Genomic DNA, 17,533 nt, shown 5'->3' on the forward strand with positions numbered 1-17,533 from the left:
AATAATTCTAAGCAAAGCCAATTACGTTGTCAAATGCATTTGCGATGCGGAATATTTTTTATTCCGAATGTTTTTAAATTTGCGGTAACCCCTTTTATTTTTAGCGGCAAAAGGCCGAAAAATTATGATTATGCTTGTAACAGCTCATTTATAACGGATAAGGCGTAATCAATGTTAATGGCATAACCCATCCCCTCCACCCCTATGGCGGATATTTTGGCATTTGTAATCCCGATAACTTCTCCGCTCATGTTTACCAGCACCCCGCCGCTGTTACCGGAATTGATTGCCGCACTTGTTTCAATCAATTCTTCCAATGGTTGCCCGTCAACATCGATTGAAACATGAAGCTGCCCGATAATCCCTTCCTTGGCACTTACCCCCATATCGAGGGAATTACCCATTGCAACCACCCACTCGCCGACAGCCAGCTTAGAGGCGTTGCCGATTTTTAAAGCCTTAAGAGATTCGGCATCTATTTTGAAAATAGCGATGTCGGCCGATTTATTGTAACGAATTGTAGTAAGATCAACATCGTAAACGGTGCCGCTGTCAAGCGTAACCTTAATGGTATCCATTCCTTCGATAACATGATAATTGGTAACGATAATCCCGTTATCGTTAAATATCCAACCCGAACCGGCGCCGGTAACAACATAATCATAAGTGAAACTGCCCCAGCCGTATTTGTAAACCTTGGTTGTATTGATAGCTACAACCCCCGCCCTCACGTTTTTAACAACATCGGCAATGTTTTCAAGTACGGGTTTGGTGGTAACCTGTTCGCCCAGATTATCAATTACGGTTTCCAGTTCGGAGATACGGTCGTAAAGTGATGCTAACTCTGAAATTTCACTTTGAATTGCAGATAACTGCCGATTAACTTCCGTTAATTGTTGTTCCAGCGAGCTTATTTGTGTTGCTTTGTCTTTAATTTGCTCGCTTTGATTCGAAAGCATTGAAATTCCGATTAAGCTAACGATAATCAGTGTAATTGTAATCGGTAAAAGCAGCCATTTAATAACAGAATTATTCATATTTAACTCCCTTGGATTAAAGACGAATCGGTGTTTTCGATTAAAAAAAGTCGCGGTTTATTGCCTGTTTATGATTAAGAGCAGGCTAAAACTAAAGGTTTTAACTTCAATCGTACTGCCTTAATTATTATAACAGAGGCAAAGCAAGTATTGAATTTAAATGGGTAATCAGATTACCAATAATAACCCGATAAGTGATAATGCCGCAATAGGCGGCAGCGCCGGCATCGGTTTACCTTTGAGTATAAACGATTGAATCAGATAGGCGCAGATAAGGCCGACCAGCGCAAATGCGGAAACCAAAAAAGCGGAATTTAGGCCCAGAGCAAAATAGACCGCCGAGGTTAAAAGAAGCGGGAAGCCGATATCTCCGCCGCCAAGAATTGAATGATTAAAATGTTTAGGTGTCTCGGAAGCATCAATCTCCTTGCTTTTGGGGCTTCGTAAACTGTCTTTCCATTCTTTGATTGTTGCCGGCAGGACAAAAGCCGGTAAAGTTTCGGACATTTCCATTTTTTTGGCCATCCAAGTCATAAAACCGAAACGGACAGCCAAAAAGTCGTAAAGGGCAATTACAAGAATTATAATCATTGCCGTCCACGGGGATACAAGGCGTCCGAAAACGGCGCCGAGGCTAACCATTGTCAGAATTAAAATAATGTTATGCAGCCAAATGCGAGGCATAAAGAACCATAAAACGCCGATTAAAGCGGCAATGATAATCGATGGAATCAGCGGCATCCAAAAAACTTGTACAATAAAGATGCCCCAGCTAAACAGGAACGCAAAGATTGCCCTAAACAGCATTTTAAGCGCCGATAGGGGAATTACAAAAAGGATTACCGCCAGTACAACTACCACCGCAAAGAAATAAATTAAAATTGCTCCCAGCGACGAAAAAAGAGGTGTTTCGCCTTCTATAATCGTTATTATTTCGGTTACTTGCGTTTGGGTGGCGGTGGTGGTGATAACGGAGTTTGAAACGGTAGCGGTTGTTTCAACGGTTGTTACATTGGTTGTTGTTGAGGTTGTTGTTGAGGTTGTTGTGGTCGGCCATATTATTATGTCTTCAGGTTGGCTGGGGATAATTATATCGTGTTTTTCGAGGTAGGCTTGCTGCTGCATAACAACACCAAAGGTAATCGCTTGGGCGACAATAAATATAAAAATACCCCAGTAAACGGGTTTGATTTTCAAGTTTTTCAAATTCATTATGACCTCATTCTAAATTAGCGGTATCAAAAAGTCCATTTTTACAAATAAAAAGACCATGGATAAAAATCCATCGGTTAATTTCCGCTCCAAGTAAAATTAAAGAGTTACCCTTACGGACTTTGTCGTTTTAAAAGGGAATAAAGGTAAAATATACACAATTTATTGCATTTATTCCAAAAATGCGTTGTTTTTTATAAAAGAACCGTTATAATAAAAACGGATTGTTTCTCAAAAGGTTAGCCGTTTTTTATAAAATTGAGACAGATGGGGTAATTTATGATGATAGAAGTACTGCGCAGTAAAAATCAAACCACTAAACTCCAAATTCTGGTTGAAATAGCTGATAAAGGCCCCGATATCCAACAGCGCGAGATTGCCAAAGAGTTGGATATTACCCCGCAGGCAGTCTCCGATTATATCGCGCAGATGGTAAATGAAGATCTATTATTAGCGCTCGGACGTTCCAGTTATCGGCTTACAAACGAGGGTGTCAACTGGGTAATTAAGTCGTTAAAGGAATTGAATGCGTACAACCAATATATTCAAAAAGCGGTTAACAACATATCGATTTGTGCCGCTTTGGCGGAAGTTGATTTGGCACAAAACCAGCAGATATCATTAAAAATGAAAAACGGGCTGCTTTACGCATCTTCCGGGGAAACCGGCGCGGCAACCGGTTTTACGGTGTCGGCCGCAAAAGCAGGGGAGGATATCGGAATATCCGGAATTGAGGGCATTGTTCCGTTGGAAGCAGGGGAAGTTGTTATTTTTAAAATCGCGGATATTTCCCGCGGCGGATCACGTAAAGTCAATTACGAAACATTAAAAAAATATGCCCAAGAAAACGATATTATTGCCGGGCTTGGCATTGAATCTTATGCGGCTCTTTCCAAAATAAATGCCGACTATTGCCGCTACGGCGTTGTGGAGGCGGTTGTCGAAGCCGCTAAAACAGGGCTTAATACACTTGTTTGCTGTGTGGAAGGCGAATTGGATGGGCTGGTGATTCGGTTGGAAAAAGAAAAAATCCGTTATATTTTGGTTGCCGAATCAAGTTTGTAAAAAAACTCAATTAACCGTGTTGGCCGTCGGTTTATATCCCATAAACAGACGATAGGTTTACCCTAACAATATCTGTTTGCCTCTCTTTTTTGACCCTCCGCCGGAACTTGACAGCTGCTTTGCTTCCCTTTATAATCAAGTGCAATTGATAATTATCAAAATTTCTTTATTTCCAGGAGCCTAATTTGAGAAAGTTTACCAAGTTTTTTGTCGTAATCGGCCTTATTGCCGTTATGGCAATGTCTGTCCCTTTCTTTACCGGCTGTGAGGCGGAAACGGTAACCACAACCAAAACCACAACGGTAACATCAACATCTGCTGCAACCGTAACTTCTGTATCTACCGAAACCGTTGAGAACACTGTTACATCTATATCAACTGTTACCGAAACATTGGTTTCGACTGTAACCGGGGTGGTGCAGTTAATTTCCGTTATCGACGATGCCGGTGTAACTTACACGTTTGAAAAGCCCGTTAATTCAATTATTTCGCTTTCTCCGACGATTACCGAAATGGTTTATTTTGTAAATGCCGGAGATACGCTTATCGGTCGGACCGATTATTGCAGTTATCCCGAAGGAGTAAATCAAGTTGAAAGTATCGGCGGATATTTCGACCCCAATAAAGAAAAAATCCTGCTGTTGGATGCCGATGTGGTTTTAGCCGACAGCATTCAATGTACAACCGGTGACGTGGAATGGCTGCAGTCACAGGGGGTAACGGTTATTGTTCTGGCGCCTTCCGATATCGAAGGTGTTATGCGAGATATTATATTAATCGGTGAGATTACCGGTAATAAAACCGTTGCCACAGATGCCGTAGCAGGGCTTAAGGCAAGAATAAACGCCGTTACCGATGCAATTAGTAATGTTAACGAAGAGGATAAACCCTCGATTTTACATATTACATGGCACGATCCTTTATGGACAGTTGGTGAACATTCGTTCTTGGATGCCATTATCAATATGGCCGGCGGAATTAATATTTTTGCCGATGTAGAATGGGATGTGATGGTAGATTTGGAGCAAGCGGTAGCGCGTAATCCGGATTTTATTACTATAGTATCGGACCAAGGCAGCCGAATTTCTTATGATTATGTTACTGCCGAAGATTCGCCTTTTAAAGCAACCAATGCCTATCTTAACGATTGTGTTTTTATGGTGGATGCCGATATTGTAAGCCGTGCAAGCCAGCGTATTGTAGATGCCTTGGAATTTTATGCCAAGCTTTTCTATCCGGAAATTTTTTCTAATATCTTAATAACCGAGTAAAATTGAATTTGTTAAAATACCCTGTCACCCGAATATCTTTTGCGGGTGGCAGGGATAATCTTTTCGGCTTAAATTAAATCGGCGGTATATTATGGTAACGGCAAATCAAATAAACGCATTAACAACCGCAAAGCGCAAAAGAAGGGTGATTGCCGCTCTTTTGCTGTCGGTTATTTTGCTTTTGGTAATCTTTTTGGCGGTAAGTATCGGCAGTTCTTCTATTCCGTTTTCGACAACCGTCGGTATTATATTATCAAAAATCCCCTTTCTTTCCGTTGAAAAAAACTGGGGCGGAACGACAGAAACGGTGATATTAAACCTGCGTCTGCCGCGTGTGTTATTAGCCGCCCTAACCGGTGCGGCGCTTGCTGTTGCCGGTGCCACTTATCAGGGGCTCTTTCGTAATCCGCTGGCAGATCCTTATTTAATAGGCGTATCACAGGGTGCGGCGCTGGGTGCCGTTATCGGTTTTTTGCTTCCTTTGGGAAGTTCCGCTTGGAGCCTTAACTTTGTTTCGTTATTTGCCTTTGCCGGCGGTCTGGGTGCGGTGTTTTTGGTTTATTCACTGGGGAAAGTCGGTAAAAGCCTGCCGATGACAACGCTTATTTTGGCGGGTGTTGCCCTTGGGGCATTCCTTGCGGCGATTACATCTTATCTTTTAATTACCAGCGGCGAATCTTATCATGGGATGTCGTCGTGGTTGCTTGGCGGTTTTTCATCTCCGAAGTGGGTCCATGTTTGGGTAACACTGCCGATTATAATTTTGGGGGCTCTTTTTATATGCCTCTACGGACGCACATTAAATGTAATGCAGTTTGATGAAGCTCAGGCGCAACAGCTTGGTATTAATGTTGAAAGAACCAAACGAATCTTATTGGTTGTGGCGACTTTAATTACCGCCGCCGCCGTTAGTTTCGGCGGTATTATCGGGTTTGTCGGGATTATAATTCCCCATGCCGTACGTTTAGTTTGGGGGCCCGATTTTCGGTATCTGCTGCCGCTTTCTATCCTGTGCGGCAGTATTTTTCTTATTCTTGCCGATCTTTTGGCAAGAACTGTGATGCCGCCAACCGAAATCCCGCTGGGGATTGTTACCGCATTCTTTGGGGCGCCCTTCTTTTTGTATTTGTTAAAACGTAAGAAAAAGGCTGTTTTTTAGCTTAAGGGAAATATTGTGCAGAAACTACGCTTAAAAAATGTTACGCTAGGGTATGAGAAAAGGGTTGTTTTATCCGCAATCGACCTAGAAGTCGCTTCGGGAGAACTTTTGGGGCTTGTCGGACCCAACGGCTGCGGAAAATCGACGCTTATTAAAGGTATAACGGATGTTATTCCGCTTCAAGGCGGCGAAATTTTCTTTGATGACAAATCGGTTAGTAATATGGCGCGCAGTGAGATTGCCCGTATAATGGCCGTTGTTCCCCAATCCGCCTCTTTGCCGGATGCGTTTACCGCTTTTGAGGTAGTGCTAATGGGGCGTACTCCGCATATGAAATTCTTGGAATACGAAGGCCCGAAAGATATTGAAATTGCCGTAAAATCAATGGAGATTACGGATACCCTGCATCTGGCGGAACGCAGGGTCGGAGAGCTTTCGGGGGGCGAAAAACAGCGCCTCACGATAGCAAGGGCTTTAACACAGCAGCCGAAAATAATCCTTTTAGACGAACCGACATCCAATTTGGATATTAATTATCAGGTTGAAACCTTAGAACTGATTTTGGGGCTTTGTAAAAAAGAGGGGATTGCGGCGCTTGCCGCTTTGCATGACCTCAATTTGGCGGCACAATTTTGCAACCGAATTGTAATGCTGCACAAGGGGGGCATATTTAGTGCAGGAACCCCCAAAGAAGTTGTAACCGCCTTGAATGTTAAAGAGGTTTACGGCGCCGATGTCTATATTTCGGAGCATCCCGTTAATAAATTACCGGTTACGCTTATTACCGGTAACCGCTCAAATAACAACAACCTCTAAGATATTCCGCTCAGCTCTTACTTTTCCTAACAAATCGCCTTCATCTTTCAAAGTAAGCGCTCTCGAATTATCCTAAATCAATTGACATAGCCGATATAACCATCGTAAGTCTCGGAACCGATATTTTTAACCGATTACAGGTGGGTTTTAGAGGGCATTAAAAAAATCAGCCCGGCTTATCGTCGGGCTGATTTTAGGGAGGAATTAGGAAAAAGATCTGCTTGCCTGATTATTCAGCGCTTGCTTCAATTGTTTTCGGCTCGCTTTCAACTTTAACCTGAATTTGCTTCTTCTTTTTCTCTTCGGCTTTGGGCATTACGATTGTTAAAACCCCGTTGCAATAAGAAGAAACAACTTTTTCGGTATCAACGGTATCGGGGAGTCTGAGCGCTCTAAAGAACGAACCGAACGGCCTTTCTTTAACAAGATACTCAACCTCGCTGTCCGCTTCGGGTTTTCTCTCGGCTCTGATAGTCAGAACGTTATCCTCAATCGCCACATCGATTTCTTCGGGTTTAATCCCCGGTACGGCGGCGCTAACAACAATATCGTCGTCCTTTTTGAAAACATCAATCAGTATGTTCCAATCTTCCGCCTCTTCACGGTAGGCAGGTAATCCGCCGATTCGCCATAATCTGTTCATCATGTCCTCCGCTTGTTTTAATTCCCTGTAAGGGTTCCATCTTTGAAGTGCCATATCTAAAGCCTCCTCTTGTTTAATCGTCTCAAAATTAGCAATCTCAATCATCGATTGCTAGAATTATTATACAGTACTGATTATGATTTGTCAATGCTTTGATAAACAATTATTAAGTATTAGAGGCGAGAAATGCGTTGTGAACAGCAAAAGCGGATGGTTTGCGGTGGGAAAAATAAAAAATGTAAGCAGCTCTTACGGAGCTGCTTACGCTAATCTCTGATGTAAATCCGGTTTGTTTTAATTCCTCAGGCTGTGGATGGGGGCGGGGATTCGTCCGCCTCTGGCAATAAACGCCTCGCTCGAAAACCTGTTAACAGCCATTACCGGACCGCCGCCCAAAAGACCGCCGAATTCAACAATATCGCCTACGGTTTTACCGGGGGCGGGAATGATTCTGACTGCTGTGGTTTTGGTATTAACCATACCGATCGCGGCTTCGTCGGCAATAATGGCGGAAATAGTCGATTCGGGGGTATCTCCGGGAACAATAATCATATCCAAACCTACGGAGCAAACACAGGTCATCGCCTCCAGTTTTTCGAGGCTAAGGGCTCCGACTTTAACGGCTTCAACCATTCCGGCATCTTCGCTTACCGGAATAAAGGCCCCCGAAAGTCCGCCCACCTGAGAGCTGGCCATCGTACCGCCCTTTTTAACCGCATCATTTAGCAGTGCCAATGCGGCGGTAGTTCCCGGTGCGCCGCATCTTTCCAAACCCATATCTTCCAAGATATTTGCAATGCTGTCGCCGATAGCCGGTGTCGGGGCCAAAGAAAGGTCAACAATGCCAAAAGTAACCCCCAAGCGTTTTGACGCTTCGTTGGCGACCAGTTGTCCGACACGGGTAATCTTAAAAGCGGTCTTTTTAATAGTTTCGGCAATCTCGGTGAAATCGGCGTTCGGTGAAATCTTTTTTAAGGTATTATGCATAACGCCCGGTCCGCTTACCCCGACATTGATAACGCACTCCGGTTCTCCGATTCCGTGAAAAGCCCCCGCCATAAAGGGGTTATCTTCCGGGGCGTTACAAAAAACAACCAATTTAGCACAGGAAATCCCCGAATCTTTTGCTGAAAGCTGAGCTGCTTTTTTAATTACTTTGCCCATTTGGGCGACGGCATCCATATTAATCCCGCTTTTAGTGGTGGCAATATTTACCGAAGCGCAAACCCTTTTTGTTTCCGATAATGCTTCGGGGATAGAATCAACAAATTTTCTGTCTCCGTCGGTGTAGCCTTTATGCACAAGCGCGCTGTAACCGCCGATAAAATCAACCCCTGTTGTTTCGGTGGCTCGGTCCATCGCTCTGGCAATCTTAATATAATCGTTTCCCGCACCTTCGCCGATAACGGAAATAGGGGTTACCGAAATACGTTTGTTGGTAATGGGAATCCCGTATTCCTTTTCGATATCTTCGCCGGTTTGCACTAATTTTTCGGCTTTACGGGTTATTTTGTCGTAAACGCGTAAGGCCAGCGCATCCATATCGTTATGAGCACAGTCCCTTAAAGAGATTCCCATGGTGATGGTCCTGATATCCAAACTCTCGTTGGATATCATTTTAATTGTTTCCAAAATCTCGTAAGTATTTATCATCCCTTACTCCCTGTCGGCTTGCTATCCTTTTAACTTGGACAGTATTATATTTCGTGCATTGCCTTAAAGATATCTTCGCGTTGAATCCTGATTGAAAGCCCCATTTTCTCACCTTGATCATCCAGGTTTTTTGATAACCGGTCAAAGGTGATTTTGGGATTGGATAAGTCTACCAGCATAATCATTGTGAAAATATCTTGCAGGGTCGTTTGAGTGATATCCAGGATATTGACATTGGCCTCCATCAGAATATTGCTGACGGCGGCAATAATGCCGACTCGATCTTTCCCGATTACCGTAATAATACCGCGCATTTCTTTCTCCCCACAATGTTGATGGATTCAATTATACACTAAAGAGGGGATATTCGGCGATGTGCCGGCCATATTGGGGCAATCGAAAATAATCTAAAGGAATGATTTTCCCCAAAAAGAATGCCTTGGCGGTTAAAATCTTATCGCAACGGGAATAAAACACTAATTGGTGATTGCCAAATCTTCCAATTCTTCCGCAATATCATCGGCAGCGGGGGCATACTCCCATTTCTCACAGCGGCCGCCCCAACGTGCCAAAACCTTCCCATCCAATTTAAGCTGAGCTATCTCGCACTGGTTCGGGCAACCGGAGCATATAAACGTTGTTGTTTCGTAAACAATATCACCAATCGAAAATCCTTTGAATTTGGATTTTTGGGCGGTAGCTTTATAGTTTTCCCAAGCGATGATTGCCGCGCCGATTGCTCCCATTACTTCATGATGCTTGGGAACCATTATTTTCGTCCCCAATTCCTCTTCAAAAGCGCGGACAATCGCCTGGTTAAAGGCAACCCCGCCTTGGAAGATAATCGGTTCTTCAATCGTTTTTCCGAGCCCGACATTATTAATATAGTTGCGAACAAGCGCTTGACATAATCCGTAAAGGATATCCGAAGAGCTATGCCCCATTTGTTGCTTATGAATCATATCCGATTCGGCAAAGACGGTGCACCGTCCGGCAATACGAACGGGGTTCTTGCTTTTCATTGCCTCGGCGGCAAATTCTTCGATTTTAATCCCCAGCCTAAGCGCTTGGTGATCCAAAAAACTGCCTGTACCGGCGGCACATACCGTGTTCATTCCGAAATCGGTTACAACGGAATCGCGTATAATTATAATTTTGCTGTCCTGTCCGCCGATTTCCAAAATAGTTTTTACATCGGGATAAAAATGAGTGGCGGCAATGGCGTGAGCGGTTATTTCATTTTTAATAACATCGGCGCCGATAATTTCTCCGGCCAGGTAACGCGCACTGCCGGTGGTTCCGGCCCCCCCGATTTCATAGCCCGGAGGAACCTCATCACTCATTTCGCGCATCAGTTTTTGTATCTGAACGATTGGTTTGCCGCTGGTCGGGATATAACGGTGGGCAATAAGCTCCATATCCTCGTTCATTAAAGCACATTTTACGGTTACCGAACCGACATCAACCCCAATAAATAATTTCTTTTGCATTGTTCCTCCAGTTAACGGTTAAGGCGTCCCGCCTTTTTAATTGCTATCATATCGGTAAAAGCCTCAAGCCTGGTTAACATTCCGGCTTGGGACGTTTGTTCATCACAGTAAATTGCCAGAACCGGCAAGTCTTCCTTTGTTGATGGCATTATACACTGGGCGGTACCCTCCGGCATACATGTAAAAGGCGCAAGATGAACCATACCGTCGTAAACCCCGGTGCTAATTACCTTTTCGCCCACCGTTTCCCAACCGTCTCCGCCGATATCTCTTTTGAGATAGGGCATAGCGGCTTTATGGACGTCGCGCCATTGGTCAAGCCCGAGCGGGTTAAATAATAATCCTTTTTTGACCCAGCGTGAAAGATAAAGGCTGCGAGTGGTTGCGACCCCGAGTTTTCCGAGTTCCAGTTCTACGTCCATATTGGCATAGGGGTCAAGCACAACGTATATTTCGCCGACAACAAGTATTTTTAACGGTTCGTAGTCCGCTATTGCTTCGATTGAACTCATTTCTTCGCCGTACTCTTTAACTACCGCTTTAAGCGAGCGGTAATCCGAGGCATCGTCAATTGCCTGCAAGCTTTTTCGGTAAATCGGGGTGGTTGTTCCCTTTACCTTTTCAACGGCGCGCATATTGTTTGCCAGGATTTCCATATCGTCAAGGGCGGTTATTTTGGCTATTCCGAACCCAAGCGCCGCAATAACCTTACGCCAAGGGGCATTGTTGGAGACACTCCTTAAGAGATTTAAAAATCCTTTAAGTTTTTCTTCCGAAAGCCCCGTAAGCATCATTTTAACGTCATAACCCATATCGCGCAGGATTTGCTCCTGAACCTTAAAATAGTATCCCATGCGGCATGTGCCGTGTCCGGTTACGTTTAGGATATGGTCCGCTCCAAGCTCTGCGGCTTCAATCATATTCCCTAAGTTAAGTTTGAAGGGGATACATACACCTTCGGGTGAATATTTGGTTGCCAGAGAAAGCGTCCTTTTATTGCATTTTGGCGGTACCACATAATCCACTCCCAGCGGGTCAAGCATGGCTTTTACGGCTATGTAAGCATTGCCGATATGAGGGAAAGTTATGCGCATTTTTCGTTCCTCGCTTTTGCTCTTTGTATCATATCTAAAAACGCTTCAATTCGGGTTACAACACCGGCCTCTGCGGTGTGTTCTTCTACGGTTAGCCCCATAAACGGGATTCCTTCGTCCCTGGCTTGCCTTTGTACTAAGTTCATCATCAGCGAGTCGGGGCCGCAGGCAAAGGCCATTATGCCGATTATTCCGTCAACTTTGATGCGCGTAAAATAATCGCCGGCGCCGACAACATCTTCTTCGGATTCCCAATAATTTTTGGCAAGCCCGGCAAATTGGGTATGGTTGTTATTATCGGAATTATGCGCTTCATCGGCCATTTCGGGGGTAATAATATTGGCTCCGGTTGCGCGAAGTTTTTTAATTAAATTATGGCTGACTTGCTCGTCATACAGTATGTATGGGTGTCCGGCAATTCCGATAGTTAATCCGCTATGGTTTTTTTGCGTTACTTCAATTGTCTGCTTGTTTTCCAAAAGGCTCATTGCCTCTATTCTTGTAAGGTGATCCTTAGCGGTAATTTCATGATAACGTTTATGTACCTGCCAGGCATATTCGGCGGCTTTTTTAATCTTAAACGGGTTTTTGGTAAAGTGTTTTCCGAGGGAATATATTTGCCGGTACAAATAGCGTTTGCCGCGGCTGTAATCAAATTCAATTTCCAATATTGGGGGTACGCCGGGAACTACCGCCTTGGCCAAATCGGGCAGCGCTAAAAAGCGGGAGCAATTATAAACCTTTTTGGCCGTACTGCGGACGACCGGAATCAAGATTTTATCGCACTTATCGCTTAAGGAAAGAACATGCCCGATAAAGACTTTTACCGGTAAACAGGTGTCGGAAACAACCAGCAAGGCCCCTTGTAAAATCAGTTCTTGGTTAGTTTCTTCCGAAACAACAACCTCGGCTCCGAGTTGTTTTAAAAAAGTACTCCACATCGGAAAATACTTGTAGTAGAGCAAAGCTCTGGGTATTCCTACTTTACAGCTCATTTTTTCCTCTCGATATAATGTGAAAAATTAAACTGTAACAATGTCCGGGCAGGCATCGTTACCTTCTATTCCGTCTAAAAAACTGTCTACCGATTCTTCGATAAACCGTTTATCACTCAGATTGCTTGATTGGAAAGCATCTTTGGTGAAATTAAACATCAATATAATGGCAAGAATGCAGCGGGCAGAAACCTCGGTGTTATGAGGTTTTAATTCGCCGGTCTCGATTCTTGACAATAAAAACTGCTGCAATATTAATGAACATTCGTTTGATAAATTACCCCAAACCCTTTTAACCTCGGCATTCGAGTGGGCTTCCTGTAAAAATATTTTGGCGGCATCGTTTTCGCGTGTAAACATACTTGAGAATTCGATGGCGATATTCTTTAAAACCTTACGGCACGGTTCTTCCGGGTTTGTTAAAATTGCTCTTAATTGCGGCAGAAAACTGTGTTTTTCAACTACCGCTTCCAACAGTTTTTCCTTGCTGGGGAAGTAGTGATACATAAGCCCGTCCGATATACCGGCACTGCAAGCAATATCTTTGACTGTAGTCCCCGCAAAACCCTTGTGCGCAAACACCGAAAGAGCGGTATCCAGAATTTGGGTGCGCCTCTCTTCCGTTTGGATCTTTCTTAAGTTAGGCTTTGTTTTATTCGTTTTCATTGAATTAGCATTCAATGAAAATGTTAGCATTCTAAAGGTGTAATGTCAAGACCGGACGCTTAAAATAGTTATTTACTAAGTTTGTTTGAATTCTGTAAAACTTTGGGGCTGTCTTCTATTCAAAATCCTTGGGAACGCCGCAAATCATTACAAAGTCATCGGTCGCCGAGGTGTTTTTATACTGATGCTTTTCATTCGCCAAAACCAGCGCAAAATCGCCTTCTTTTACGGTAAACTCACCGTTTTCGGTAACCAGCGCACCCTCTCCGCTTATTACATAGTTCATATGTTCGTAGGGGTGGATGTGGTAGGGGGTATGTCCGCCCGGGCTAACCGTAAAAACCCTAAACGAAAAAACGGGAGCGCCGTTTTCCCTCGATAGCGGTATTTGTTTAAATACGTCTTTCGCTCCTTCCATCTGAGCGGCAAACTTTGTGGTTTTAGCAAGGTTGGTTATGTACATAATCCCTCCAAAAGCAGTCGGTGTTTACAAATAAATTATATCGCTATTATCGGTAACAAACAACAGAAAAGGCTTTCGGTCAAATGTTGTGGCTAGCGGTTATTAACAATGGTTAGCTCGTAGAGCGGTCTGAAATCGGGGTCGCGAAAAACTAACGTACATTCATTGTTTTCAATAGTTATATCAATAAATGCGTATTTGTTTTCGGAATTCCAAATACTAAAAGGTGAAATATAGGTAGGCTCAGGCTCCGATAAACCGCCGAAGGCGCCGCAGACGGCATAGGTAACCCCGTTACTTTCCAATACCTCTGTTTTGTGGGCGTGCCCCGAACAAACCAGGTCAACTTTGTATTTATTAAAGATCGGGGTAATTTTATCGATTGTTTCTTCGTTATCGAACCATTCCCATCCGTAGTAAGAGATTCCCGAGGCGTAGTAAAAGCCGTGGCTTAAGATAATAGTCCAATCATCGGCGGATATACTTTCCAGTTCTTCTTCCAGCCATTGCGCCTGTTTAGCGCTAAAACTCTCTGCACTCCATTCCACATCCAAGACAAAAAGATGAATATTTCCCATATCAATTCTATTCCATAAACTCGTTTTTTCGTCCGCACCGATTTTTGAGGGAGCGACATATTTAAAGTGATTGCCAAACCCCGCAAACAGGGTATCGTGGTTGCCGGCGGCATAGACGGTGGGGATATTGGCGGTAACGGAATTAAAAGAATGCAGGGCTTGGTTCCATTGGCTGCTTACAAATCCGTATTCAACAAGATCCCCCAGGTAACAAAACAAATCAAAATTGTTATTCGGGTTAGCAATTGCGCTAAGCATCGCTTCCGTTAAATCGTTGCGCGCATCCGATGCTCCGTAATGCGCATCAGAGGCAACGGCAAAGTGCAATTGTTCGGGCTTTGGTGTTGAAAAATAGATTGGGGTGTTATTATTAAGCCGATAAAAATAATCGGTACCCGGTTTTAAATCGGTTAATTTAAAAAAGTGTTTGTTGGTTCTTTTATCTTCGGTAAGCGTGATAATATTGTCGTCATTACCCCACGTCAGGCTCATTTCGGCGGTGGTTTTTGCGGTTGTGAAATAGATTGCCATATCAGGGATATTGTATTCTCCGTTACTTCCGGTTAAGAGGAGTTGGGGCGGGGTATCAACAAAGCGCGGTGAAAATACCCCGCTTAAAGTTGAAAACAACAGAATCGGTAAAATTACAGCCGGAATTGCAAGTGTTACGGCCGGTATCGATAATCGGAGGAGCCTTCCGCCGTTTTTTCTAACCTTAATCCAGATGTATAAAAGCCCCAATATCGGCAGAATCAGAGCAATTACCCCAAAAACCGCAAAAACAATCTTAAAAAATCCGTTGACATGGTAAAGCCCGTAGGTTCCGTGTTGGGAAAAGGCCCATATAAAAAAGATTATAATCAAAAAAGAGCCGATAAAGGCGATAATTCCGGGGAAAAACTTTTTCAAAACTTGTATCATTTGGTTAATTTAATCCGTTCTGTGTGAGCATATAGTAGGGAGAATTGAGATTTGTGTCAAGAAAAACATTGCCAACGGTAAATTATATTGCATAACTAATAAAAAATTTTTTCTCAAACGTGTTTAAAATCACATTTTACGGGCGCTTATTTTGGTATATTGTTATTAAGGAACAACAAGGGTAAAATATAACCTGCGTAATCAAAATAAAACAGTCTTTAAGGAGTAAGCTTATAATGTCAAAATATGTTTGTATTGCTTGCGGTTGGATTTATGACCCCGCTCTGGGCGACCCCGACAGCGGAATAGAGCCGGGAACGGCGTTTGAAGATATCCCCGACAGCTGGGTTTGCCCTGTGTGCGGTGTATCAAAAGATATGTTTGAAATAGTTGATTAAGAACATCAATTAAAAAACAAGGAGGGATTTGATGGTAACTCAGATTGCGGAAAATGTTTATTGGGTCGGTGTTGTGGATTGGTCGTTAAAACATTTCCACGGGCACGAGCTTTCCACTCATCGCGGGTCGTCATATAATGCTTATCTGATTATTGATGAGAAGGTGGTACTCGTTGATACGGTGTGGACCCCGTTCCAGGACCAACTAATTGAGAATATACGCGAGATTATCGATCCTGAGAAGATTGATATTGTTGTTGCCAATCATGCCGAGATTGACCATTCCGGCGGGCTTCCGGCCATAATGCGCTATGCCAAAAACGCCACGGTTGTAGTATCACAAAAGGGCAAGGAAAGTATCGAAGGGCATTTTCACCAGCCGTGGAATTTCCAAACAGTCAAAACCGGCGATAAAATCAATATCGGCAAACACGATCTCGTTTTTGTTGAAGCGCCGATGCTGCACTGGCCCGATAGCATGTTTACCTATTTAACCGGTAAAAATATCTTGATGCCCAATGATGCGTTCGGTCAGCACTATGCCACTTCGTCGCTTTATAACGATGAAGTTGACCAGGAAGAACTTTACGAAGAAGCCTTAAAATATTATGCCAATATTTTGACGCCTTTCAGTAAGCTGGTGTTAAGAAAAATCGACGAAGTTCTGGCGTTGGGGCTGCCGGTTGATATGATTGCCCCCAGCCATGGTGTGATATGGCGCAAAAACCCTTTACAGATTGTTGAGAAGTATCAGGAATGGGCCTCACAGGTACCTGAGCAGAGTGCCGTTATTGTTTACGACACAATGTGGGAGGGGACACGCCATATGGCTGAAGCTATCGGTGAAGGGCTTGCCGCAGAAGGAGTCCCTTACAAGATATTCCATGCCGGCTTAACCGACAGAAACGATATTGCTACCGAATTATTTAAAACAAAGGCAATCATTGTCGGGTCGCCCACTTTTAACCAGGGGGTTCTGCCGACTTTAGCGCCCGTTTTAGAGGATTTAAGGGGCTTGAAGTTCCAGAATAAAATCGGAGCCGCTTTTGGCACATACGGCTGGAGCGGGGAAAGCCCCAAAATTATTGAAGAACATCTTAATAAGTGTAATATTGCGGTTGTTGCGGAAAGCGTAAAAGCGAAATGGCAACCGAAGCCCGAGGAACTGGCACAGTGCCGCGAAATGGGAGCGGCGGTAGCTAAGGCCGTTAAAGCAGAATAAAATCTCCGTAATAAAAAAGAAGTGTTTAACATTAAAAAAACCGTGCAAAACGCACGGTTTTTTGTTTTCCGGTTGAGTTAAGAATCCATTTTATAAATATTATCGCTTACGGTAACACACTCCTCGGACACCTGATGGCAGTGCGTTGCAACTTGTTGTAAGTGATACGCCTCGGCGTCAAGGCAATTGGCAAGCAGTTTCATTTTTTCTTCGTATTCGGCGAAAGCTTTTTGAATAGTTTCTAACAAGTTAAACCTTCCTTTTACGCTGGTTTGTTTTAATCCGATAAAGCCTTCGGATTAAATAAAAACCCGCCTCCAAAAGGTGGGTTTTTACGATAGTGAACAAATATACAACGGAATATTAAGCGCTGTCAAATTTATTCCGCATAAACCCTTACAACGGTATTTTTTCTTTTGTTTTTACTTTCGACGTTGACTTCAAGATCTTCCAGTGCGGTTATCAGTTCTTCGATGTTCTCCGGTTTAATATTACGCAAGTCAAACTCAATCCCTTTTTCTTTTAAAGAAGAATCTATTTGAGAATAGACGGCCGGCGGAATAATCGAAGTCAGCTTCATGCCTGCTCTGATAAGTGCAATCGGCACACGGATATTAACGTTGTCGTCTGAATCTTCATCGTCTGAGTCTCCGTTATCCGCTGTGCGGTAATTAGGGTTGGGGATAGTTTCAACCTTAACATGTAAATATTTAAGATTTTTAGGCGATTTTATCGGCTCGGCGCTTTCCGTTTCATTATCCACCAGTAAAAGCAGCCTTTCCGCTTCTTCGGCGCTGATTTTATTTGCAGCCAGCATTTCGAGTATTTTTCTTTTATTATTCATTGTTAT

At 43.5% G+C, this 17,533-nt stretch carries 19 protein-coding genes; 6 read left to right on the forward strand and 13 right to left on the reverse strand.

Features of this window, described 5'->3' with window-relative positions; genetic code table 11:
- Positions 1-128: 128 nt before the first annotated feature.
- Positions 129-1,037 carry a trypsin-like peptidase domain-containing protein gene (locus tag WC958_05015; GenBank protein MFA5629590.1) on the reverse strand — a complete coding sequence of 303 codons (909 nt, stop codon included), beginning with the start codon at positions 1,035-1,037 and terminating at the stop codon, positions 129-131.
- 168 nt (positions 1,038-1,205) lie between these two features.
- Entirely contained in the window at positions 1,206-2,249 is a 1,044-nt protein-coding gene (locus WC958_05020) for a hypothetical protein (GenBank protein ID MFA5629591.1), read from the reverse strand.
- Positions 2,250-2,528: 279 nt separating this feature from the next.
- On the opposite strand from WC958_05020, the gene WC958_05025 reads away from it, so the two are divergent.
- The 4 genes from WC958_05025 (at position 2,529) to WC958_05040 (ending at position 6,560) form a co-directional block, all read left to right on the forward strand.
- A complete protein-coding gene (locus WC958_05025; protein ID MFA5629592.1) occupies positions 2,529-3,314 on the forward strand; it encodes a winged helix-turn-helix transcriptional regulator in 786 nt (261 codons plus the stop codon).
- Between the two features lie 185 nt (positions 3,315-3,499).
- A complete protein-coding gene (locus WC958_05030) occupies positions 3,500-4,585 on the forward strand; it encodes a helical backbone metal receptor (protein MFA5629593.1) in 1,086 nt (361 codons plus the stop codon).
- Between the two features lie 91 nt (positions 4,586-4,676).
- On the forward strand, positions 4,677-5,744 hold the full coding sequence (locus WC958_05035) for an iron chelate uptake ABC transporter family permease subunit (GenBank protein MFA5629594.1): 1,068 nt from the start codon (positions 4,677-4,679) through the stop codon (positions 5,742-5,744).
- A gap of 15 nt (positions 5,745-5,759) precedes the next feature.
- Complete coding sequence (locus WC958_05040; protein MFA5629595.1) at positions 5,760-6,560, forward strand: ABC transporter ATP-binding protein; 801 nt, start codon at positions 5,760-5,762, stop codon at positions 6,558-6,560.
- 229 nt (positions 6,561-6,789) lie between these two features.
- Here WC958_05040 and WC958_05045 read toward each other — a convergent pair whose 3' ends face one another.
- The 9 genes from WC958_05045 to WC958_05085 all read right to left on the reverse strand — a co-directional run bounded on the left by WC958_05045 (position 6,790) and on the right by WC958_05085 (position 15,063).
- Positions 6,790-7,257 carry an Hsp20/alpha crystallin family protein gene (locus WC958_05045; protein ID MFA5629596.1) on the reverse strand — a complete coding sequence of 156 codons (468 nt, stop codon included), beginning with the start codon at positions 7,255-7,257 and terminating at the stop codon, positions 6,790-6,792.
- Between the two features lie 240 nt (positions 7,258-7,497).
- A complete protein-coding gene (locus WC958_05050) occupies positions 7,498-8,856 on the reverse strand; it encodes a PFL family protein (GenBank protein ID MFA5629597.1) in 1,359 nt (452 codons plus the stop codon).
- 44 nt (positions 8,857-8,900) lie between these two features.
- The gene (locus WC958_05055) at positions 8,901-9,170 is read right to left on the reverse strand and encodes an ACT domain-containing protein (protein MFA5629598.1); all 270 of its coding nucleotides are present in this window, start codon (positions 9,168-9,170) and stop codon (positions 8,901-8,903) included.
- 162 nt (positions 9,171-9,332) lie between these two features.
- A complete protein-coding gene (locus tag WC958_05060; protein MFA5629599.1) occupies positions 9,333-10,346 on the reverse strand; it encodes an acyl-CoA dehydratase activase in 1,014 nt (337 codons plus the stop codon).
- Positions 10,347-10,357: 11 nt separating this feature from the next.
- Positions 10,358-11,440 carry a hypothetical protein gene (locus WC958_05065; GenBank protein ID MFA5629600.1) on the reverse strand — a complete coding sequence of 361 codons (1,083 nt, stop codon included), beginning with the start codon at positions 11,438-11,440 and terminating at the stop codon, positions 10,358-10,360.
- On the reverse strand, positions 11,431-12,435 hold the full coding sequence (locus WC958_05070; protein MFA5629601.1) for an acyl-CoA dehydratase activase-related protein: 1,005 nt from the start codon (positions 12,433-12,435) through the stop codon (positions 11,431-11,433). The genes WC958_05065 and WC958_05070 overlap by 10 nt, the downstream gene beginning before the upstream one ends.
- Before the next feature lie 27 nt (positions 12,436-12,462).
- The gene (locus tag WC958_05075) at positions 12,463-13,101 is read right to left on the reverse strand and encodes a TetR/AcrR family transcriptional regulator (protein ID MFA5629602.1); all 639 of its coding nucleotides are present in this window, start codon (positions 13,099-13,101) and stop codon (positions 12,463-12,465) included.
- Between the two features lie 115 nt (positions 13,102-13,216).
- A complete protein-coding gene (locus WC958_05080) occupies positions 13,217-13,564 on the reverse strand; it encodes a cupin domain-containing protein (protein ID MFA5629603.1) in 348 nt (115 codons plus the stop codon).
- Between the two features lie 92 nt (positions 13,565-13,656).
- The gene (locus WC958_05085) at positions 13,657-15,063 is read right to left on the reverse strand and encodes a metallophosphoesterase (GenBank protein MFA5629604.1); all 1,407 of its coding nucleotides are present in this window, start codon (positions 15,061-15,063) and stop codon (positions 13,657-13,659) included.
- Between the two features lie 236 nt (positions 15,064-15,299).
- Here WC958_05085 and WC958_05090 point away from each other — a divergent pair, with 236 nt between their 5' ends.
- Positions 15,300-15,461 carry a rubredoxin gene (locus tag WC958_05090; GenBank protein MFA5629605.1) on the forward strand — a complete coding sequence of 54 codons (162 nt, stop codon included), beginning with the start codon at positions 15,300-15,302 and terminating at the stop codon, positions 15,459-15,461.
- Between the two features lie 31 nt (positions 15,462-15,492).
- A complete protein-coding gene (locus WC958_05095; protein ID MFA5629606.1) occupies positions 15,493-16,683 on the forward strand; it encodes an MBL fold metallo-hydrolase in 1,191 nt (396 codons plus the stop codon).
- A gap of 77 nt (positions 16,684-16,760) precedes the next feature.
- On the opposite strand, the gene WC958_05100 is transcribed toward WC958_05095, so the two are convergent.
- Both WC958_05100 and WC958_05105 read right to left on the reverse strand, forming a co-directional pair.
- Positions 16,761-16,931 carry a hypothetical protein gene (locus WC958_05100; protein ID MFA5629607.1) on the reverse strand — a complete coding sequence of 57 codons (171 nt, stop codon included), beginning with the start codon at positions 16,929-16,931 and terminating at the stop codon, positions 16,761-16,763.
- A gap of 131 nt (positions 16,932-17,062) precedes the next feature.
- Positions 17,063-17,527 carry a hypothetical protein gene (locus tag WC958_05105; GenBank protein MFA5629608.1) on the reverse strand — a complete coding sequence of 155 codons (465 nt, stop codon included), beginning with the start codon at positions 17,525-17,527 and terminating at the stop codon, positions 17,063-17,065.
- Positions 17,528-17,533 lie beyond the last annotated feature (6 nt).

The sequence above is a fragment of the Dehalococcoidales bacterium genome (assembly GCA_041656115.1).
Classification (GTDB): domain Bacteria; phylum Chloroflexota; class Dehalococcoidia; order Dehalococcoidales; family UBA5627; genus UBA5627.